Annotated in this window: 21 protein-coding genes; 2 read left to right on the top strand and 19 right to left on the bottom strand. The window is 69.0% G+C overall.

Going from position 1 to position 19,745, the window contains the following annotated elements; genetic code table 11:
- Positions 1 to 761 precede the first annotated feature (761 nt).
- The 12 genes from C6570_RS17440 to C6570_RS17385 all read right to left on the bottom strand — a co-directional run bounded on the left by C6570_RS17440 (position 762) and on the right by C6570_RS17385 (position 12,247).
- Complete coding sequence (locus C6570_RS17440) at positions 762 to 1,397, bottom strand: hypothetical protein (RefSeq protein WP_106704346.1); 636 nt, start codon at positions 1,395 to 1,397, stop codon at positions 762 to 764.
- Between the two features lie 15 nt (positions 1,398 to 1,412).
- Positions 1,413 to 1,892: a hypothetical protein gene (locus tag C6570_RS17435; RefSeq protein ID WP_106704345.1), complete on the bottom strand. Its 480-nt coding sequence runs from the start codon at positions 1,890 to 1,892 to the stop codon at positions 1,413 to 1,415.
- A 19-nt stretch (positions 1,893 to 1,911) separates the two neighbouring features.
- On the bottom strand, positions 1,912 to 3,243 hold the full coding sequence (locus tag C6570_RS17430; RefSeq protein WP_106704344.1) for a FliI/YscN family ATPase: 1,332 nt from the start codon (positions 3,241 to 3,243) through the stop codon (positions 1,912 to 1,914).
- Entirely contained in the window at positions 3,240 to 3,947 is a 708-nt protein-coding gene (locus C6570_RS17425; RefSeq protein ID WP_106704343.1) for a FliH/SctL family protein, read from the bottom strand. The genes C6570_RS17430 and C6570_RS17425 overlap by 4 nt, the downstream gene beginning before the upstream one ends.
- Positions 3,944 to 4,576, bottom strand: a complete 633-nt coding sequence (locus C6570_RS17420) for a hypothetical protein (protein WP_106704342.1) — start codon at positions 4,574 to 4,576, stop codon at positions 3,944 to 3,946. Before C6570_RS17420 ends, C6570_RS17425 begins: the two co-directional genes overlap by 4 nt.
- An 11-nt stretch (positions 4,577 to 4,587) precedes the next feature.
- Positions 4,588 to 5,436 (bottom strand): type III secretion system inner membrane ring lipoprotein SctJ, encoded by an 849-nt coding sequence (sctJ, locus tag C6570_RS17415; RefSeq protein ID WP_211297616.1) that lies wholly within the window; start codon positions 5,434 to 5,436, stop codon positions 4,588 to 4,590.
- Between the two features lie 222 nt (positions 5,437 to 5,658).
- Positions 5,659 to 6,066 (bottom strand): hypothetical protein, encoded by a 408-nt coding sequence (locus C6570_RS17410; protein WP_106704341.1) that lies wholly within the window; start codon positions 6,064 to 6,066, stop codon positions 5,659 to 5,661.
- A gap of 4 nt (positions 6,067 to 6,070) precedes the next feature.
- A complete protein-coding gene (locus C6570_RS17405; RefSeq protein WP_106704340.1) occupies positions 6,071 to 6,367 on the bottom strand; it encodes a hypothetical protein in 297 nt (98 codons plus the stop codon).
- A gap of 98 nt (positions 6,368 to 6,465) precedes the next feature.
- Complete coding sequence (locus tag C6570_RS17400) at positions 6,466 to 7,569, bottom strand: SctD/MshK family protein (RefSeq protein WP_106704339.1); 1,104 nt, start codon at positions 7,567 to 7,569, stop codon at positions 6,466 to 6,468.
- 43 nt (positions 7,570 to 7,612) lie between these two features.
- Positions 7,613 to 9,523 carry a type III secretion system outer membrane ring subunit SctC gene (gene sctC / locus C6570_RS17395; RefSeq protein ID WP_106704338.1) on the bottom strand — a complete coding sequence of 637 codons (1,911 nt, stop codon included), beginning with the start codon at positions 9,521 to 9,523 and terminating at the stop codon, positions 7,613 to 7,615.
- Between the two features lie 37 nt (positions 9,524 to 9,560).
- A complete protein-coding gene (locus tag C6570_RS17390; protein WP_106704337.1) occupies positions 9,561 to 11,555 on the bottom strand; it encodes a flagellar biosynthesis protein FlhA in 1,995 nt (664 codons plus the stop codon).
- Positions 11,552 to 12,247 carry a lytic transglycosylase domain-containing protein gene (locus tag C6570_RS17385; RefSeq protein ID WP_164675560.1) on the bottom strand — a complete coding sequence of 232 codons (696 nt, stop codon included), beginning with the start codon at positions 12,245 to 12,247 and terminating at the stop codon, positions 11,552 to 11,554. The genes C6570_RS17390 and C6570_RS17385 overlap by 4 nt, the downstream gene beginning before the upstream one ends.
- Before the next feature lie 472 nt (positions 12,248 to 12,719).
- Between C6570_RS17385 and sctU the strand changes: the two genes are divergently transcribed.
- Positions 12,720 to 14,009, top strand: coding sequence for a type III secretion system export apparatus subunit SctU (gene sctU / locus C6570_RS17380; protein WP_106704335.1), 1,290 nt, complete (start codon positions 12,720 to 12,722; stop codon positions 14,007 to 14,009).
- Entirely contained in the window at positions 14,006 to 14,401 is a 396-nt protein-coding gene (locus tag C6570_RS17375; RefSeq protein ID WP_106704334.1) for a FliO/MopB family protein, read from the top strand. Before sctU ends, C6570_RS17375 begins: the two co-directional genes overlap by 4 nt.
- Positions 14,402 to 14,564: 163 nt before the next feature.
- On the opposite strand, the gene C6570_RS17370 is transcribed toward C6570_RS17375, so the two are convergent.
- The 7 genes from C6570_RS17370 to C6570_RS17340 form a co-directional block, all read right to left on the bottom strand.
- Complete coding sequence (locus C6570_RS17370) at positions 14,565 to 14,978, bottom strand: hypothetical protein (RefSeq protein WP_106704333.1); 414 nt, start codon at positions 14,976 to 14,978, stop codon at positions 14,565 to 14,567.
- A 254-nt stretch (positions 14,979 to 15,232) separates the two neighbouring features.
- Complete coding sequence (locus C6570_RS17365) at positions 15,233 to 15,919, bottom strand: hypothetical protein (RefSeq protein ID WP_106704332.1); 687 nt, start codon at positions 15,917 to 15,919, stop codon at positions 15,233 to 15,235.
- Between the two features lie 52 nt (positions 15,920 to 15,971).
- Positions 15,972 to 16,205, bottom strand: coding sequence for a hypothetical protein (locus tag C6570_RS17360; RefSeq protein ID WP_106704331.1), 234 nt, complete (start codon positions 16,203 to 16,205; stop codon positions 15,972 to 15,974).
- A gap of 209 nt (positions 16,206 to 16,414) precedes the next feature.
- Entirely contained in the window at positions 16,415 to 17,212 is a 798-nt protein-coding gene (sctT, locus tag C6570_RS17355) for a type III secretion system export apparatus subunit SctT (RefSeq protein WP_106704330.1), read from the bottom strand.
- Positions 17,213 to 17,251: 39 nt separating this feature from the next.
- Complete coding sequence (gene sctS, locus C6570_RS17350) at positions 17,252 to 17,524, bottom strand: type III secretion system export apparatus subunit SctS (protein WP_106704329.1); 273 nt, start codon at positions 17,522 to 17,524, stop codon at positions 17,252 to 17,254.
- 246 nt (positions 17,525 to 17,770) lie between these two features.
- The gene (sctR, locus tag C6570_RS17345; protein ID WP_106704328.1) at positions 17,771 to 18,421 is read right to left on the bottom strand and encodes a type III secretion system export apparatus subunit SctR; all 651 of its coding nucleotides are present in this window, start codon (positions 18,419 to 18,421) and stop codon (positions 17,771 to 17,773) included.
- Between the two features lie 194 nt (positions 18,422 to 18,615).
- Complete coding sequence (locus C6570_RS17340) at positions 18,616 to 19,470, bottom strand: hypothetical protein (RefSeq protein WP_106704327.1); 855 nt, start codon at positions 19,468 to 19,470, stop codon at positions 18,616 to 18,618.
- Positions 19,471 to 19,745 lie beyond the last annotated feature (275 nt).

The raw sequence follows: 19,745 nt of genomic DNA, 5'->3' as shown, positions 1-19,745 counted from the left end.
CGGCGCGTTCGGGGAGGGCGCGGCGGCTGGCGTGGGCCAGGCAGAGCCAGCAGCTGGATTCGAGGCGACTTGCATGAAAAACTCCCTGAGACACTTGTACTTAAGCAGGCTGGCGTACACCTGCCAACCTGTCACGAGTGTGTCAATTCGAGCCTGTAGCCGCCATACGGAGCGTTAGCAGTTGGTAACTGTCCTAGCTAGGAGAACTACGAGGTGGATTCATCCGCTGCGCTGGACCCGAGCTGCGTCTCGGGCATTCCGGGTGTCGGCGCACCAACTGATGCGCGCAGCGTTGAGCGCGGTGGTGGCAGTCGCCCGGGTGGGCATTGGCAATGCCTGGGTGCGCGCCCAACTAAACAACCAGAGCTCAGCCAGTCAGCCCGCGCCATGTGCCGACACTTTGCCAGGTGCCACAGGGTGAAGACTGCGATGTGCAGGGAACGGCGCGCGGATACTGCTAAGGCAGCAGCGCGCAATGCTCCGTCGCCATGAAATCCGGTGTTATGACGCAACGCCGGTTGCACTTGCGTGCGCTGGAGCTCGCTGGGAAAAGGTGGTCGAAATCAGCCTCTGGCGCAGGATGGGCGTGCGCTGGTAGCTATGGATTTTGATGTGCGCACGGCGTTTCAACGGCTGCCCCACCATGGTCGTCGATGGCTGAAGGGGCGGCGCACACGCCCCAACAGGTGATGCGTTGGCCAATCAGGCGGTTTGCAAAAACCGTGTGAGGCGCGCGTGTCTGGCGGCGACGAACCCTGTGCTTACGCCGTCCCGTCGTCTTCCAGGTCGAAGTCGGCGGTGTGCTGGCCTTGGCGTTCACGCAGGCGGTCGCGCAGGCGTTCGACGTGGGGGGCCAGTTGCTGGCGGGTGGCGGCGTCGGTGGCCAGGCGCAAATGCCAGTGGGCGGGGCCGGCCTGGGTCATGCGCAGGGTGAGGGCGGCTTGTTCTGCGACGATGTTCATGCTGAATTGGCGGGCGCCGCCGATGGTTTGGCCGGCCTGGGTTTCAGCGGCCAGGCCCGTGCGGCTGGTGGGCACCGGGATTTGGGCGGCTGCGCCGCCCAGCAGCGCTTCGCCCCCGGCCACGGCGCCGGGTACCAGCTGGCCGTTGGGCAGGTGGGTGAAGGGGGTCAGCGCGCCGAGGGCGCCCAGGGTGTCCCGGGGGTCGACGTCGTTGTCGTCGCCGTGGGGCTTGCGGGTTTCGCCCGCGTTGCCGGTGGGGCGCTTGGGCTCGGTGCGGTCGTCGTCGTCTTGTGCGCGTTGCATGGCGGCGTCGAACTGCTGGCGCGCTTCTACCGGCGGGGGCGCGCGCAGGGTGACGGCTGAGACGGGGCGCGCACCCTGGCTGCTTTCGCTGGGGCTGGATGAGCGGGTGCTGGGCTGGTTGATCTGGCTCATGGCGGTGCTCCTCTGTCAGAAGAAAGCGGGTGGGGCGGGGGCGTCTTCGCGTTCCAGGCGGCGGTCGCGCTCGCGCAGCAGGGCTTTGCGGGCGTCGCCCACCAGGGTTTGGGCCGAGCCGCTTTGTGATACGGCGCGCAGCCAGGCGGCGTGGGCCTGGGCAGCATGGGCCTGGGCGTTGCTGAGGGCCTCTTCGTCGTCGATCAGGGCGTATTCGGTGCGCTCCAGCTGCTCGTCCAGGTCTTCCTGCGTGGCGCTGACGTAGCCCGACAGGCGGCCCATCTGCGGGGCGCAGTCGCCGACGATGCGGCGGCTGAGGTCGTCGCGGGCGCGCTGCAGGCGTTCCATGGTGCGCTGGCGCTCGTCCAGCGCCTGCTGGGCGCGGGCGACTTCGGCTTCAGCGGCGCGAAAGGCGGTCAGCGCCTTGCGTTCGCGCAGCTCACGCAGGCGCTGCAGCTGGCGGGCGTCTTGCAGTTGGCGGCCTGGGTCGGTCATGGTGGTGGTTGTTCAGGCCCTAGGCGAACTGGCCGAGCAGCGACAGCGTGTGGCCAATGTCGCTGGCTTCGTCGGGGCGCTGGCGCAGCAGGGCCTGCAGCGCGGGCTGGGCGGCGATGGCGTCGTCGGCCAGGCGGTCGCTGCCGGGGGCGTATTCGCCCACTTGCAGCAGGAAGCGGATTTCTTCGTGCTTGGCCATGAGGGCGCGCACGCGCAGGGCGGCTTCCTGGTGGTCCGGGCCAGTGACGCGGTTGAACACGCGGCTGGCGCTGGCCAGCACGTCGATGGCGGGGTAGTGCCCGGCCTGGCCCAGCTGGCGCGACAGGACGATGTGCCCGTCGAGGATGGAGCGGGTTTCCTCAGCCACGGGGTCAGAGCCGTCTTCGTCCTCGGCCAGCACGGTGTAGAAGGCGGTGATGCTGCCGTGCGCGTCGTTACCGGCGCGCTCGAACAGGCGGGGCAGCTCGGCAAACACGCTGGGCGGAAAGCCGCGGCGCACGGCGGGTTCGCCCACCGACAGGCCGATTTCGCGCAGCGCGCGGGCGTAGCGGGTGACCGAATCCATCATCAGCAGCACGCGCTGGCCCTGGGCGCGAAAGCTCTCGGCGATGGCCGTGGCGGTTTGCGCGGCGCGCAGGCGTTCCATGGCAGGGCGGTCGGAGGTGGACACCACCACCACCGAGCGGGCCATGCCTTCCGGGCCCAGGCTGTCTTCGAGGAATTCCCGCACCTCGCGGCCGCGTTCGCCCACCAGCGCGATCACGTTCACGTCACTTTGCGCCTGGCGCGCCAGCATGCCCAGCAGCGTGGATTTGCCGCCGCCGGCCATGGCGAAGACGCCCAGGCGCTGGCCTTCGCCCACGGTGAGCAGGCCGTCGATCGCGCGCACGCCGGTGATGAAGGGCTGCTCGACAGGGCGGCGGGTCAGGGGGTTGGGCGGCTCGGATTGAAAAGGCCGCAGCGCGGTGTTGGCGGGCAGGGGCTGGCCGTCCAGGGGTTCGCCAAATGCGTCCAGCACGCGGCCCAGCAGGCCCTGGCCCACGGGGACGAGGGCGCCGCGCTCGATGATCTCAACCTCGGCCCCCATCGACACGCCTTGCAGGTGGCCCAGCGGCACCAGGATGGCTTCGTGCTCGCGCAGGCCCACCACTTCGGCGCGCAGCGGCGTGGCCTGCGGGCGCGCCGGGTCGCGGATCAGGCATTGCTGGCCGATGTGCGCGCGCAGGCCGCTGACGCGCAGCGTGGTGCCCAGCGCCTGCACCACGCGGCCGCGCGCCACGGCGGGCTGCAGCGCCTGCAGCGTGTCCAGCAGGCGCGGGTCGAGCAGGGGGCGGGCGGGCGGTGTGCTCATGCTTGGCCCAGCGGTTCAGTGGCGGGGCGGGTGGGCGCTGCTTCGGTGCCGCCTTGTGCGCCTTCGCCGGGGGACGTGCGCAGGCTGGTGGCCAGCGCCTGGCTGGTTTGCTCCAGCACCGCGTCCAGCCCGGCCAGCAAGCTGCCGGCGGACGATTCCACCACGCAGTCCAGGCCGTGCAGGCTGTCGTCGGCGGTGCACTGCACGGGCAGGGCGAGTTCACGCAGGGCCAGTTGGGCGCGCACGGCGTCTACCTGCGCGGGCGGCAGGCGCAGGCGCACGGGTTGCGGCGGCACGACGTGGTCGAATGCGCGCTCAGCCAATGCGGCCAGCACCTGGGCGGGCGCCAGATCGGCCGCCATGCGGCGCACCATGCCGGCGGCCAGCGCCACCAGTGCGTGCCGCAGCTCTTCGCGCTGGGCGGCTTGTTCTGCCGCGATGCGCTGCAGCTGTTCGGCCAGTGTGTGCGCCCCTTCGTCGAGGGCTCGGGTCTGGCCGGCGGCAAAGCCCGCCGCTTCTCCGCTGGCGCGGCCTTCGGCCTGGGCGCGGGCCACCGCTTCGTGCTGGCTGGCGAGCAGCGCCGAAAGCTGGTCGGCCAGGGCCAGCGCATCCTGCAAGGGCGGCAGGTCTTGGGGCGGCACCACGGCATGGGTGGTGGCCACCGTGAGTTCGGGCCGTTGGAGCAGGGCCAGCAAGTAGCTCATGTGGCGATGGGGTCGATGCGGGCGTTGAGCGACACGGTGGGGGCCATGGCCTCATCGTCGTCCGCCGGAGTGTCGGGTAGCGCACCTGCGGTGGGGGTGGGCGCGGAATCGGCCAGGGTGGCGGCGATGCTGCGCTGCGCCCAATCGGCATAGGTGACGAAGGCGCTGGTGTCGCCGCCTTGGGTGGCGGGCCAGCCCAGGTGGCGCAACGCAGGGCCGCGCACGGCGGGCGGCAGGCTCCAGGCCAGCAGGGCGCGTCCGCAGGCCAGCAGATGCGGCGCCAGCTCGTCTGCCGGGGGCAGGGTGGGGCGGGGCATGTGGCCCAGAACCTCGGCGCGGGCCACCAGCGGGGCGTCGCGCAAGGCGGTCAGGCGCTGCTCGCCCAGCAAATCGCACACGCGCTGCAGGCGCTTGCCGTCGATACACGCGCGCAGCGAGGCGGCCAGCCACCATGCGCCTGCATGGGCGGCCAGCAGATCCTGCTCAGCCTTGGGCAGCGCCACCCAGGCGGGGCAGGCGTCGATGGCGGCCCAAGCCAGCGGCGCGGCTTGCAGGGCGCGGGCCACGGCCAGGCGCTCGGCGCGGCGCGTGCGGGCGTCGGCGGGCGAAGGGGAATCGGTGCCCGGCATGCGCTGGGGCCTCAGCTGTCGGCGGCCGCTCTGGCGGCGTCGGCGTGCACGGCACGCATGGATGGGCGGCGCGCAGGTGCGGCCGCTTGGGTGGTGGGTACGGGCAACTGGTCGCCCGCGGTGCCGCCGGGCTGGCGGCGCTGGCGCCAGCCCATGAACAGCGCGGCCAGCACGGCCAGCACGCCCAGGGCAGCCACGGTGACGATCGCTGCGCCGTAGTTGGCCCAGGCCGCCAGCAGGGCCGAGCGCGGCGCCGCCGGCGGGATGGGTTCGGCCGGGAACAGCGCCACGGTGACGTTGTCGTACGGCAGGCCTTCCATGGCGTTGACGACCAGGCCCTTGATCTTGCCGACCTGCTGGCTCATGTCGACGCCCGGGCGGTGCTTGATGAACACCGACGCCGTGGCGGGCGTGGGCTTGTCGGCCAGCGGGTTGCGTTCGGGCACCGACACGTGCACGCGCGCCTGCACCACGCCGTCGATGTTGGACAGCGTGTTCGACAGCTCTTGCGACAGCGCGTGCGTGAAGCGGGCGCGCTCTTCGGTGGGCGACGAGACGAAGCCTTCCTTCTTGAAGACCTGGCCCAGCGTGTCGAACGATTCGCGCGGGAAGCCGCCGGCGTGCAGCACCTCCACGGCGCGCGAAAAATCGTTGGCGCTGGTGTTAACGACGAACGACTTGCCGTCGCGCGCGGGGGCTTTCTCGGCCTCCAGGCCGGCGTTGCGCAGCACGGCCACCATCTCGTTGGCCTGGCGTTCGTTCAGCTGGCCATACAGCTCTTGCTGCGAGCACGCCGTCAGCAGCGCCAGCACCAGCGGGGCCAGCCAGGGTGCGATGCGGCGTGAAGTAGGGGGCGTCATGGTGCGTAAGCGCTTCTAAAACAATAGCTGCCAGCGCTGGTGCAGTGGGCGCTGGGGCCGGATTTGGCTATAAAAACACGCCCAACGCGCGCTGATGGGCGCAGGCAACGGTTCAATTCTTCGCTCCCGGCGGGCAGGCCGGCGATAGGGCTGGGCGCGCTGTCATACCGCAGCGCCCAAGGTGTTGGCCCGGTGCGCAGGCGCGCGCCAGGTGGCTGGGCGTCACGCCTGCTGGCGGAACAGCTGCTGCAGGCCGTCGGACGCGCGGTTGGCGATGTTGGCCGTCAGCTGGCTGTGAAACAGGAACTCGTGCGCGCGCACCGTCAGCATCACCATTTCGCCGGGGCTCATCTCGGTGCCGGCGGCCATGGCGGACTCGGCACTTTTGTGCAGCGAAGCCGCTTCGGCGTTGATGTGCTCCAGCGGCTTGAACAGCGCCTGCATGCTTTCGCTCGGGCCGGTCACGGCCTGCGGCTCCAGCACGTTCGGGCTGCCTTGCTGCGCACGCGACAAGGCATCCGAGAAGCCCGACAGATCGGTCAGCGACACGCCATAGCCGGCGTTCACGCCACCGGCCGCCGCCGACGCCATCGCGTCGGGTGCGACCAGGGAGGTAGCGATCGAAGTCATGGCCTTACTGCTTGCGCGCCATGGTTTCGAGCGCCGTGCCCACCGATTGCAGCGACGTGTGCGCGCTGTTGGACATGAAGCCCATTTGCTGCGCCAGCGCGGTCATCTGGGTGATGTGGGCGGGCGAGTCGTTGCCGCCGGCCATTTCGTTGGCGGCCGATTCGATCTCGTGCGCCTTGGCGTCGAGCGTCTTGCCCCAGGCCTCGGCCATGACTTCGTACCAGCTGGCGGGCTTGCCCTGGCGGCTGGCGGTTGAAGGGGTGACGGCCATGGCGGCCAGCAGATTGACGTTGTTGTTCATCTGGAACCTCGTTCAGCTTGAAGCTGCAGGAAAGGGACCCCGACGCAAGTGGTCGGGCAACGCAGCGTGGGTCCCTGAAAGACGCTGCGTTGCACGGCTTAAAAGTTCAAGGTGCTCGTCGTGCCGTCCAGCTCGATCTGCACCCGGTCGGACAAGATGGCCAGCACGCGGTGGCCCGTGGGCAGCACCGCGCCTTCAAAGTAGCGCGTGCCGTCGGCAGTGACGACGTAGGCCGGCTCGCCCGGCACGATGGCCGCCACGCGCTTGCCAGGGTCGGTGACGGTGGCGTTGGCGCGGGGCGCCGTGGGCGGCGCGTCGTTGGAGGCGACGATCAGGCTCAGCCCCGCCACATCGCGCTTGGCCAGGGCCTGCACGCGCTCCAGCTCGGCCTGGTTGGCCTCGCGCGTGTGCACCTGCACCACGCCAGGGCCGGTGCTTTTGACTTCGGCGCTCAGGCCGTTGAGGCGGTACACCTCGGCCACGGCGGCGGTGACCTGCTCGTTCACCGTGACGGCCACGCGCGCCTGCGACTGGCTGGCCAGCGCCTGTTCCAGCTTGGAGCGCTGGGCCAGCGTGTCGAGGTGGCCGGTGACGACCAACTGGCCGTCGCGGTATTCGGCGTCCAGCATGCCGTAGCCCAGATGGGCCAGCGTCTGGCGCATGTGCTGCACCTGCTCGGCGGGTTTGAGCGTGCCCGGGCCCATGGCCCACGCCATGGTCAGGGCGCAGGCCGATACGGCGACCAGGGCCGCGCCGCCCGTCAGCAGGCGCTGCGCCCAACCGCCGCGCAGGCGCTTGTTGGCGGGGGCCGACGTGATCTCGATGGGCGCCAGCGTTTCGGCTTCTGGCGCGGCGGCGGTTGGCTCGTCGTCGAACAGCGTTGCCCACTGCGGCGCGCCAACGCGGCCCACCGCCATGCAGGTATCGCCCACCATGAAGGGCGTGTACAGCCCCACGGTGACCGGCTCGCCTGCGGGCACCGCTGCGCCGTTGACGCTGCAGTCGCCGGCATCCACCCCCAGGGCCAATGAGCCGTCGGCCTGCAGCAGCAGGTTGGCGGCACTGTGGCCCGCGCCCTGCACCACGACGTCGTTGGACCATTCGCGACCGATGCGCAGCGTGTCGCCAGGGTGTACTGCCGACGAGGCGCCACGCTGCTCGCCGTTCAGGACCCTCAGTTCATACAACAGGCTGGGTTTCATGGGGTGTGGCTCCTCGTCAAGGGTGTCGACGAAACGGTATCACTCATTGCTCTCCGGCGGCAGGCTGATTGGCCTGCGGGCCGGTCGCACCGGTGGCGGTGCGCGGACGCGCCCAGGCCGGCTTTTCGTGCTCGGGCATGGGCGGTATGGCCACAGCGCCGCCTGGGCGTTGTGGGCCGACGGGCGCGTTGGCGGCCATCGGGCGGCGCGCCGGCACCAGGCGCGGCGAGATCAGGAACAGGCGCTCTACCCGCTCGCCGGAGTCGGTGTTGGTCTTGAACAGGTGGCCCAGCAGCGGGATGTCGCCCAGGAAAGGCACCTTGGTGACGCCCTCGGAGGTGACCTCGCGCACCATGCCGCCGATCAGCAGGCTTTCGCCCGCGACGATGAGCGCCTGCGTGTTGACCGATGAACGCTCGACCACCGGAATCGTATCGACAGTGGCTTGCGGCAGGATGGCCCCGTCTTCAATCTGCACCAGCAGCTTGATGTGCACGTCCTGCCCTTCCTGGAAGACGTGCGGCGTCACGCGCAGCGTGGTGCCGGCGGAGACCTTGAACAGGTCGACCTCTTCGCGCCCGGCCACCCGCACGTAGAAGCTGCGGGTGTGGTCAAACAGCGCCTCGACGTTGGACAGCGTCATGACCTGCGGGCTGGACACCACGCGCGCCACGCCCTGGTTTTCCATGGCGGTGATGCGGGCAATGAAGTTGTTGCGCCCGCCCAGCACCAGCGACATGAAGCCGCCCTGGCCGGAGGGCGTGATGTCCTGCACCGGGACGTTGTTCACCAGGCGGTTGTCGCTGCTGGTGCCGTTGCCGAACAGGAACGAGAAGCGGTCATCGTTCAGGCGCCAGTTGATGCCCAGTTCGCGCAGCTTGTCGGTCTTGAGGTCGATGATGGTCGCCTCGATCTCCAGCGCCTGAGGCTGCACGTCCAGCGACTTGATCAGCTCGTCGTAATAGGGCAGGCGGTCGGGCGAATCGCGCACGATGATCGCGTTCAAGCGGGTATCCGCCTCAACGCGCGCTTCGCTGGGCGGCGGGGTATCGCGCAGGCCGTCCAGCATGCGCGCGTCCAGCATGACCACGTCCACGCCGCCGCCGCGCCCCCAGGCCTGTTGCACGGTGTCGGCGGTGGGCATCATGGGGTTGGCGCCGCGCGCGCCCAGCGTGCCCTGGCGGCGCAGGCCCTGGTCGCGCAGGCTTTGCTCGCTGCCGCTGCGGAACTGCGCCAGCGCGGGCGTGGCGCTGCCGCGCTGCGAGGTCAGCAGCGAGCGCAGGATGCTGGCCACGCCGGGGATAACGGTGGTGCCGCCGCCAAACTGCGCCGATACGTCGTGTGCCCACGCGTAGCGCAGGTAATACACCTTGAAGCCCAGGGGCGCCAGCGCGGTGGACTGGCTTTGCTGGCCGGTGGCCAGCTCGCCCACCATCTGCACAAAGCGGCGGTTGCCCGAGGCGATCAGCGCGCCGTTCTGGCTCACGCGCAGCGTGTTGCGCGTGTCGGTCAGCTTCATGTCCCGCGCGGTGGTGATGACGGCGCCGGCGTTGCCCTGCTGCATGGCGAACGATTTGGTGGTGATCTCGCCCGGCGTGTACACGTGGACGACCGAACCGTCGTAGTACGCCAGCAGGCCGAATGAGCGCAGGATGTTGTCAAGCACCCGGTCGGCCGAGCCCCGGAACACGCCGTTGACGGCGCCCTTGGCATCGGCGCTGACCGAGACGGGCACGTCCAGCGTGGCGAAGAAGTCTTGCAGGAAAGCGCCAATGGGCTGCTCGCGCGCCGTCATGTCGATTTGCCGGCCCTCCAGCGGCAACGGCGCTGCCTGCACGCCGCCCGCGAGCAGCGTGGCACCCAGAAGGCAGGCGCCCACCAGGGCGCGCCAGCCGCCCGCCCTCGTCGCGGTGCTGTTGGGCTTCAAACGCGTCGTTCCAATCACAAGGCTCATTCCTCTTCCCTTTGGTTTTTGGCAGATCTTGGGGTGTTCACGGCGCTGTTTCCAGCATGGGGGCACCGTCCGCGCCAACGCGGGCCAGTACCTGCAGCTGCAGCGTCGGCATCAATTCGTGGTAGCTCAACACCGGGGTGTCAAAGCAATCGGTCTCGACCAGCTTGCGCACGTGGCGGCGGATGTCCACGGCGGTGACGATGGCCGCCGGCTTCAGGCGCTGCACCTCATCGCGAAAGCGCTGCATGAGTTGCGCGGTTTGGGCCGGGTCCAGCGCCAATTGCTGCGCACCACCGTTGACGCGCACCGCGCCACGCAGCATCTCCTCCAGCGAAGGGTCAAGCAGCAGCGCACTCAGTTGCCCGTCTGGCGCGTAGCGGTAGCACAGCTGGCGCTTCAGGCCGATGCGCACCAGCTCGGTCAGCGCAAAAACGTCCTTCTCGCGCTGCGCGGCGTCGGACAAGGTTTCCAGGATGTCGCGCAGGTTGCGGATGGCCACCTCTTCTTCCACCAGGCGGCGCAGGATTTCGGCCACGCGCGCCAGCGGCAGCGCACGCAGGGTTTCCTTCACCACGTCCGGCAGGTCGGCGCTGGCGCGGCTCAGCAGGTGGTTGGCCTCCTGCGTGCCCAGGAAGAGGGAGGTGTGGCGGCGCAGGCTTTCGCGCACGGCATCGGCCAGTGCGGCGGCGGTGTCTTCGGCGGGCAGCGCCCCTTGGGCGATTGGCACCTCATGGGCCAGCAGGCGCCATTCGCCCGCGTGCTCGGCGTCTTCATCGTCGACGTGGACGGCGTGCACGTCGATGCGCGGCAGGCGCAGGCCCAGGTTGAGCTGGAAGTAGTCCAGAACCGATTCCAGGCCATGCAGCAAGTCGCGGCTGGCGTCGGCCGAAAGACGCCCGGCGGGTATTTCTAGCAGCAGTGGCACGGTAGGCCGCGCCGGCGCGGTTTCGGTCGACATGAGCGTGGGTGCGGCCCGCGCGCGGCGGCGCACGGCAGCTACCTTGGGTTGCGCGAAGCGTTCCCAACGCGCACGCAGCGTGGGCGTCAGCATCGCGCCTGCCGCAAACAAGGCCATGCCCAGCAGGATGAAGACAACCGATGGAAAGCCGGGAACCATGGCAAACAGCAGGCACAGGCCCGCAGCGACCAGCAGCACGCGCGGCTTGGCCATCAACTGGCGGCCAATGGCGTCGCCCAGGTGCTTGTCGTGCTCGTCGTCGGTGGTGCGCGTGACCAGCAGGCCGGCCGACATGGCGCCCAGCAGCGCCGGGATCTGCGTGACCATGCCGTCGCCGATGGTCAGGATCGAGTACTTGACGGCGGCTTCGCCAATCGGCATGCCCATCTGCAGCACGCCAATGGCCAGCCCGCCCAGCAGGTTGATGACGATGATGATGATGCCGGCGATGGCGTCGCCCTTGACGAACTTCATCGCGCCGTCCAGGCTGCCGTTGAGCTTGCTTTCGTTCTCCAGCACGCGGCGGCGGCGACGCGCCTCGTCCTTGTCGATCAGGCCGGAGCGCAGGTCGGAGTCGATCGACATCTGCTTGCCCGGCATGGCGTCCAGCGAAAAGCGGGCCGCCACCTCGGCTACGCGCTCCGAGCCCTTGGCGATCACGATGAACTGCACCACGGTGATGATCAAAAACACCACCAGGCCCACCACCAGGCTGCCGCCGGCCACCATGTGCCCGAAGGTCTGGATGATGTGCCCCGCCTCGCCGTGCAGCAGGATCATCCGCGTGGTGGCGATGGACAGCGCCAGCCGGAACAGCGTGCTGATCAGCAACACACTGGGAAAGACCGAGAACTCCAGCGGGTTGGCCACGTAGATGGCAACCAGCAGCAGCAGCACGCCGCCGGTGATATTGACCGCCACCAGCACGTCGATGGCCCAGGTGGGCAGCGGCACGATCATCAGCGCGATGATGGCGACGATGCCGCCCACCAGCGCGATGTCGGTAAAGCGCGTCAGCCAACCACCGCGGTGGCTGGCCGCGTTGGCGGTCTGGAAGTAGCTGGCCAGGCTCACAGCGCGGGCTCCGCAGACGCGTGCGCGGACAGCGCGGCATCGCGGCGCACGCTGATGCGCCGCAGCAATTCGTACTCCGAGATCACCTTGCGCACGTAGCCCTGCGTTTCGCGGTACGGCGGAATCTGCCTCCCGTACTTCTCTACCGCGCCTTCGCCGGCGTTGTAGGCGGCCAGCACCAGCGGCAGATCGTTACCAAAGCGGCGCTGCAGCGTTTTGAGGTAGCGGGCGCTCACGTCCAGGTTCGTCTGCGGGTCGTGCAGGTTCTTGGCCCCATCCACGCCGAAGCGCCGCGCCGTGGGCACGATGACCTGCATCATCCCGTGCGCACCGGCATGCGAAATGGCGTCGGGCTTGTGGCGCGATTCGACGCGGGCGATGGCGTGCAGCAGCAGCGGGTCGATGTCGTGCGCTCGCGCGGCACGGTCGATGAGCGGCGCGAACACCGCGGGGCGCGACGTGCCCTCGGCGCGAACGGCCAGCGGCGACGGCAGCGGGCGCTTCGGCCGTGCGTCTGCGCCACCCGTTGCGGCCGCCTTCTGGCCGGGCGTGGCCAGCGGGCCCAGCGGCCCGTTGGTCAGCGGACGGTCATAAACGGCAACTTGATCCGCCAGTGAAATGGAGGCGCGGGCGGCGTCCTTGCCGCAATCGCGGGCGGCTTCGGCCTGCGCGCGCTGCTGCGCAGACAGCAATTGATCCCAACCCCGCGAGCACCCGGCGGCGTCGGCCGTCGCAGGGCTGGCCGCCGCCAAGCCGGCGTGTAGGCAAGCCCATGTGAAAGTAAGCGAGGCCAAGGCCCGCGTACAAGGCCCAAGCCCGCCCGCGGCTGTTGGCCGAAGGATCCGAAGTCGCACAGGAACTCATCTCTGCGGGGTGGCAAGAATGAATGAGTATCAGCCACCGTTTTGGCTGTTCCGTGACGAATCTCACGCAAAGGTGTATCGGCATGTATTTGGTTCTGCCCCGGAGTATGTGTTTTATGCGTGGCGATCCGCATCAATACTTGGCAGGGATGTTGAAACGCGAGATAAACATTCGGTTGCATATTTCAGAGAACCGTCTCGGTGCTTCCGCATATTTCAGGCAGCATTGACTTGGGTATTCCGTTCGGTTTACTACTTTGTTATTCCATTTGGCGGGTGCGAGCCCGTGTCCTGAAACTTCATGGCCGGTTCCGACGACAGCGGCGACAAGACAGAAAAGCCGACCCCCAAGAAGCTGAGCGACGCTCGCAAAAAAGGGGACATATCCAAAAGCAAGGACATCACGTCCACCGCAGGCATGCTGGTGATCCTGATGCTGGCCGCGCTGGCGCTGCCCGTGGTGGGCGACCAAGTGGCGGCGCTGGTTCGCAGCAGCTTCGAGCTGATTCAAGAGCCGTTTGCCCAGGCCGCCCCTCGGCTGGGCCGGCAGGCGGGCCTGACGCTGCTGAGCGTGGTGGGCCTGGTCGTCGTGCCGGTGGCGCTGGTGGGCGCGCTGGTGGAATTCATCCAGGCCGGCCCGGTGATGACGACGGAAAAGCTCAAGCCCAAGGCCGAGAACCTGAACCCCGCCAAGGGCTTGAAGCGCATGTTCTCGATGGACAACCTGGTCGAGCTGCTCAAGTCCATCCTCAAAACCGCGCTGGTCGGCACCATCGCATGGCTGGTGATGCGCAAGGTGCTGCCGGATTTGCCCTTGCTGGTGTCCGGCCGGCCTGAAAACGTGGGCGCGGCCCTGTGGCAGACCACGTGGCTGCTGCTGGTCTGGGCCGGCGGCTCGTTTGTGCTGGTTTCCGCCATGGATCTGGCGTGGCAGCGCTATTCGTACTCTAAGAAGATGCGCATGAGCATGCGCGACATCCGCCAAGAAACCAAAGACGCCGAGGGCGACCCCCACCTCAAGGGCCAGCGCAAGCAGCTGCAGCAGGAATGGGCGCAGCAGGGCGCCAGCAACGCCGCCGCCGAAGCGCACGTGCTGGTGGTCAACCCCACGCACGTGGCCATCGCCATCGCCTACGACCGCGAAAGCTGCCCCGTGCCCACCGTCACCGCCAAAGGCGAAGACGACGACGCGCTGGCCATGCGCCAGGCCGCGCAAGAGGCGGGGGTGCCGGTGCTGCGCAACATCGACCTGGCCCGCAGCCTGCTGGCGGACGCCGAGCCGGGCGAAATCGTGCCGGCCGAGCTGTTCGACATCATCGCCACCGTGGTGCTGTGGGCGCAAGACGTGCGCCATGAACTGGCCAAAGCCCGTGGCGAGTCTGCCGCCCACGCCGAAGACGCCGCCCGCGGCAAGCCGCGCACCCGCCGCGAACCGCCCGGCGAAGACCTGACGCGCTACGACCACGCCCCCGCCGCCGCCGCTGACGCAGGCACCCAGCAGCGCCGGCGCTTTGCCCGCTACGTGCCGCGCCGCTGGCGCACCGGCTCGGGCGCGCGTGGCCCGCACCCCGATCGAGGACGCCCATCATGAACCGCGACACCGCCGCATCCGCCGCATCCGCCGCATCCACCACTGCGGCCGCCAGCACCGTCGCTTCGACGGCCGCTCCGGCCCCCACCGGCAGCGCGGGCGAGCCGGGCCTGTGGGCCAGCGCCCTGGTGACGGTGGTGGCGCTGGCCTTCGTGCTGGCGCTGGCGTGGTTGTTCCTTCGGCTGCTCAAGCGCGCGACCACGCTGCGCTCGGCCGACGGGCGCGTGCCGCCACAGGTGGTGCAGGCGACTCCACTGGGCGGGCGGGAACGCCTGGTGGTGGTGCGCGACGGCGCGCACGAATACGTGCTGGGCGTGACGGCCGCCAGCGTCAGCCTGATCGACAAGCGGGAAGTGCGGCCGGTAGTGGCTGGCGATCAGCGCGAGGCTTGAGCAAGGGCGCAGAATGACCTGCGCTCTTCGTCAAATCGGCCTCTGGCGCTGACCCGTATTGCGCTGACAGCTATGAAAATTGAAGCGCAGCAGGCTCCAGCGCTTGCCCAAGGTGGTTGGCGTTCTTGTTCAATTCTGTTTGCGCATCCGCTGCGCCCAACGGTCACCACACGTCCTGGTTGTACTGGTCGAAGATCACCACCCCGGGGTAGTTTTCGCGCAGGAACTCGCCGATGAAGATGATCTCGTTAGTGTGTTCTTTTTGGGGGTCGCCACCAAAGCCAACGGCGATTTCCTTGTTGTAGCTCAGGAAGTCGGGCGGCAATTGGGCCTTCTTGCCAAGGATTTTCTGAACCTCCTTCACGCTCAGTGTCATGCTGCTTTCTGGGCGAATCTCAAGTCTCACCGACCAGTTGCCCTTGGTCATCACGACTTCGGTGACGCGCGGGAAGACGAGCGTTTCGGTCGTGATCTCGAACTCCTTGGCCAAGGCCAACTTGTGCTGCAAGTCGCGCACCAATGTGTCGTTGGTGATGGCGTCGGCGTCGTCTTTGACGAGTGCGAAGAGCGTCAACATGGGCTAGTTCAGGACGAGTCTGGTTGTTGCTTGGATGCCGACGGGCACCAGTTCGCCCGTCCCAATTGAGCACGACGCCGCCAGCTTTTTGTCGACCGCGTGGGGCGCCGTATTGGCCGTGCAGACTGACTGATCATCACGCGATCAGGCTGACCTGCGGCGCCGACTACGGCCGTACTTGCTACTGATTAGGTAGCTGCTGGCGCAAGCCAGACGGGCGCTAGAGGCGGTTTTCTAGATGAAAGCCATCGGGCTCAGCGCACAGGCGCTGGCGGTATCCAGCCTGAAGCGACCGGCGCCGCGCCGTCCCCGCCCGCGCGGCGCAGCTCGGCCAGGAAGGCATCAACCGCGTCGGCCGCGGCGCGCTGGGGCGGGGTGCTGGGCGTGGTGGCGGCCCAGCTGCGCGCCATGGCGGCCAGCGCCGGGCGGGTGCCGCGCGACCAGGCGCCGCCCAGCGGGTCTTGCGCGTCGGCCTGCAGCTTGGCGCAGTACATGCGCCGGGCCATGTCGCTGCGCGACACCAGGGTGATCACCGAGCGGGCCGCGCGGTCGAAGGCGGTGGCGCCCAGCAGGCCCCGGCCGTCGGGCTGCGCGTGCCAGGCGCAGAGGTATTCGATGGGCCCCATCGCGCGCGTGGCGGTGCCGTGCGCGGCGCCCCAGGCGGCGTGGCGGCCAGAAGGCAGGCGCCCGGTTTGCAGCGCCAGCACCAGCGTGTCGGCCACGGCCTTTTGCGCGGCCGCGTCGCCGTGTTCGCCAATGCGGCACAGCACTTGTAAAAAGGCGGGGTACAGCGCGTCGCCCAGCGACAGGCACAGGCGCTCCAGCCAGCGCACGCGCTCTTCCTCGGTGGACAGGTGCGCGCAGCCTTCGATCAGGACTTCGGCAGCGCCCGACCAGTCGGGATCAGCCTTGGGGGTCAGCGGGGCCGCAAGTTGGCTCATGCGAGGCGGGGGGCGCGCTGGCGCGGCAGGGCCGGGCGGCAGCGCTGAGGGCTCAGCGTTGGAACAGGCAGTTCAAAAAGCGCGCCTCCAGCTGGGCGGCGTTGTCGCCGCTGGCGGGCGGCACGGTGAGCAGGCGGGCGGCCTGGCGGTCGCCCACAAAGCCGAACTGCTGGGCCGCATCGCCGGTGGAGGCCGCGCCGCCCGACGCCGGGCGGGCGCGATCCCAACCGGCGGCGGGCGTGGCCAGGCCGGTCGGCAAGGAGGTCAGGGGGGCAAAGGAGCTCATGGCGGTGATGGGTGTGGGTCAATCGGTTCGTGAAGGGAATATTACGGCGCGGCCCCGGCCCGCGCTACTGGGATCGTTCCTAGTCGGCAGGCACTTTGTCACGGATGGCGGGCGGCTGCGGGCAGGCTGGTTACTCCTGATTCAATAGCTGCCAGCGCACGTGCAGCGGGCGCTGGAACCCTATTTGTTGGTCAAAAGCACACTGGTAGTCATCCCAGTACCGAGGCCACTTGCCGCAGGATGCTGGGCATCAGCTCGCCCAGCCACTCGATCAGCGTGCGCACCAGGGTGCTGAGCATCACCAGCCACACGCCCACGGCGGCCACGCCTTTGAGCGACATCGAGATCGAGATCAGGTTCAGCTGCGGCGCATAGCGGTTCATCAGCCCCAGCGACAGGTCAATCGCGTACAGCACCACCAGCGCCGGCGCAGCGATCATGAAAGTCAGCCCCGCGAACTGCGCAAACGCGCTTTCAAACAGCGTGACGCCCTGCGCCTTCAGGCTGAAGCCGGGCTGCCCCAGCGGCCATTGCGCAAAGCTTTCCATCAGCACGCCCACCCACAGCATCAGCCCGCCCGAAAACATGAAGACGTACACCGCCAGCCGCCCCAGAAACGCGCCCGACAGCGAGGTTTGGCGGCCAGAGAGCGGGTCGACCACCTGCGCCATGCCCATGCCGCTGGCGCCGTCCACCACCTCGCCGGCCGCGTCAAACGCCCACAGCACCGCCGCCAGCAGCAGGCCCAGGGCCAGACCCAGAAACGCCTCGCGCGCGAACAGGCCCAGCCAGTCGGTCACGCCCCAGTTGTGCACGTCGATCTGCGGCTGCACCGCCAGGGTGACCACGCCAAAGGCCAGGAAGATGGCCGCGCGCACCATCTGCGGCACGGTGTCTTGCGCCAGGATGGGCAGCAGCAGGAAGGCCATGGCAAAGCGCGTGCTGGCCAGCGCGGCCAGCAGCGCCAGATCGCCCAGGTTGCCGATGCTGGCGAGCGATTCACCCATGGCGGGGGGCGGCGCGGCGGCACGCCACTTTGCGCAAAGTCATTTGCGCACCAGCGCCGGAAATTCGGTCATCACGCGGTCGGCAAACTGGTAGAGCGAGCCGCCCACCAGCGACGCGGTGACGAAGATCGTCAGCACGATGGCGAAGAACTTCAGCGCGTACTGCAGGGTTTGTTCCTGAATCTGCGTGGCGGCCTGGATCAGGGCGATGACCAGCCCCACCAGGGCGGCCACCAGCACGGGCGGCGCCGACAGCAGCAGCACCAGCCACAGGGCCTGGTAAACGAGTTGAATGGCTTGGGAATCGAGCATGGTGTGCCTGCTTTTCCTATTGTGCAGCGCGGCCTGCTCCCCAGTCGCCGAGGCCGCACGCGGTGCCAGCCGAAGGCCTGGCTCCCGCCCGCACCCCGCCGCGCCGACGGCCGCGGAGCAGGCCAGCTAAGCGAACGCCATGCCCGGGCTTGCACCGGGCATAGGCGTTGTCTCCCCTCCCGCAGCGCGCAGCGCGAAGAGAGAGGGGGGAAGGCGCCGAAAGGCGACTCAGGGGGGTGTTCACAATCAATACGAAAGCACCAGGCCGTGCGACAGCTTGACCCAGCCGTCCACCAGCACGAACAGCAGCAGCTTGAAGGGCAGCGATATGGTGGTGGGCGACAGCATCATCATGCCCATGGCCATCAGGATGTTGGCGATGATCAGGTCGATGACGAGAAACGGCAGGAAGATCAGAAAGCCGATCTGGAACGCCGCCGACAGCTCGCTGACGGTGAAGGCAGGAATCACCACCACGAAGTCGCGCTCGGTCAGCTGCGCGGCGCGCTCGGGCGACAGGTTTTTCTGCGCGGTTTTCAGGAAGAACGCGCGCTCGCGCGGGCTGGAATGCTTGACCAAAAAGTCGCGCAGCGGCTCTTTGGCGGCGTCGGATACGGCCATCAGCCCGGCGGTGCTGCCGGTGGGGTTGTTCACGCCCCGGGCGCGCTCGGCCATGTCCATGCCCACGGGCAGCATCACGTAGATGGTGAGCACCAGCGCCATGCCGTTGAGCACCACGTTGGGCGGCACCTGCTGCAGGCCCAGCGCGTTGCGCAGCAGGCTGAGCACCACGATGATCTTGGTGAACGACGTCACCATCACGCCGACAAAGGGCGCCAGCGCCACCACGATCACCGTGATCAGCGCGGAAGAAGGGGTGAACTGATTCAGATCCATGCCAGTGTTCTGTGAGGGCTGCGCCGCGCGGGCCACAGCGCCGGGCGCATCGCGGGCGGGCGTCGGCGCTCGACCGGGTGTGCCATTGGTTACTATTTAAATGATAGCTGCTGGCGCAGATGGTACATGCGCTGGGTGCCAATCGGATGACATGGTGCGCAGCCCTGTGGCCCGCCCGGCGGTTGGCGCGGCTTTCATGCGGCCAGGGCGGGCTGGCTGACCACGTCGACGCGCAGGCCGCAGCCGTCGCCCAGCGGCAGCAGGGCGCCCTGGGCCAGCACCGCGTCGCCTGCGCGCAGCTCGGCCTGCCAGGGCGGCGGCGCCGGCCACACCACGGGGGCACCGGCGGCCGACCAGCTCAGCCAGCGGTCCAGCGGCAGTTGCACCGGGCGCGACAGGACGGCGTGCGCGGCTTGCCCGGCCGGCGCAGCGCCCGGCTGGGCAGCTGCCCCGCCCGCCGCGGCCAGCGTGATGCGCTGCATGGCCAGATCCAGCAGAGCGGCGCACGGCGGCAGCCGCCTGCGCGGGTCGATCAAGCTGACTTCCCACGCCTTGGCCAGCGAAGCGGGCAGCCACAGCAGGCTGCCGGGTTGCAGTGGCGCCAGTGCGTCGGCGGGCACGTCGCCCAAGGCCACGGTGGCGCTTTGCGCGTCCCACGCCAGCGCGGGGCTGGCCAGGGCGGGCGGTGGCTCGGCCCACAGCGCTTCGAGTGGCACCAGCAGGCGCGTGCCGGGTGGCGCCAGCGCCGGGTCGCGCACCGTGGCGCCATAGGCGGTGGGCGGATGCGCGGCGCCGTCGGCCAGCGGGGCAGGGTCCCAGGCGCCGCGCAGCCAGTGTTCTACGGCGCGGATCAGCGGCTCGGCCTCGGCCAAGCGCAGCACTTGCTCCGCGCCGGTGGGCGCGCCGTGGGCATCGCTGTCGCGGGGAAGGGTCAGGCCGACCACGCCGTGGCCGCACGGGCCTTGGTAGGCAATGGCGTGCGGCGGCGCGGCGGGCGCGGCGACATCGGGCGCGCTGCCCGTGGGGGGCTTCGAAGGGAGGGAGTTCATGCTCAAAGACGCAGTGTGACGCACGCGGCCGGGCCTTTCCAGCTAGGAAGGTTACTAGCGGCGCGCGGGTGGGGGCTTGGGGCCGCTTGCATGGCGGGATGCGCCCGGCTGGCGGCGTTGCCGGGTGTCTGTTCCGCGCCAGCGCAGCGTTGAGCCGGTGAGGCCTGCGGTTGGGCGGCAGCGTTTGCGGCGTGGCCGGGTGCCGCCCCCATCCTGCACCAGCCCTGCGCCCGCACGGTATCGCGCGCGCTTTGGCTATCTATGAAGAAAATGGC

Origin of the sequence: Ottowia oryzae (assembly GCF_003008535.1) — a bacterium.
Lineage (GTDB): Bacteria > Pseudomonadota > Gammaproteobacteria > Burkholderiales > Burkholderiaceae_C > Ottowia > Ottowia oryzae.
This window is presented reverse-complemented; position numbering and strand designations above follow the sequence as displayed.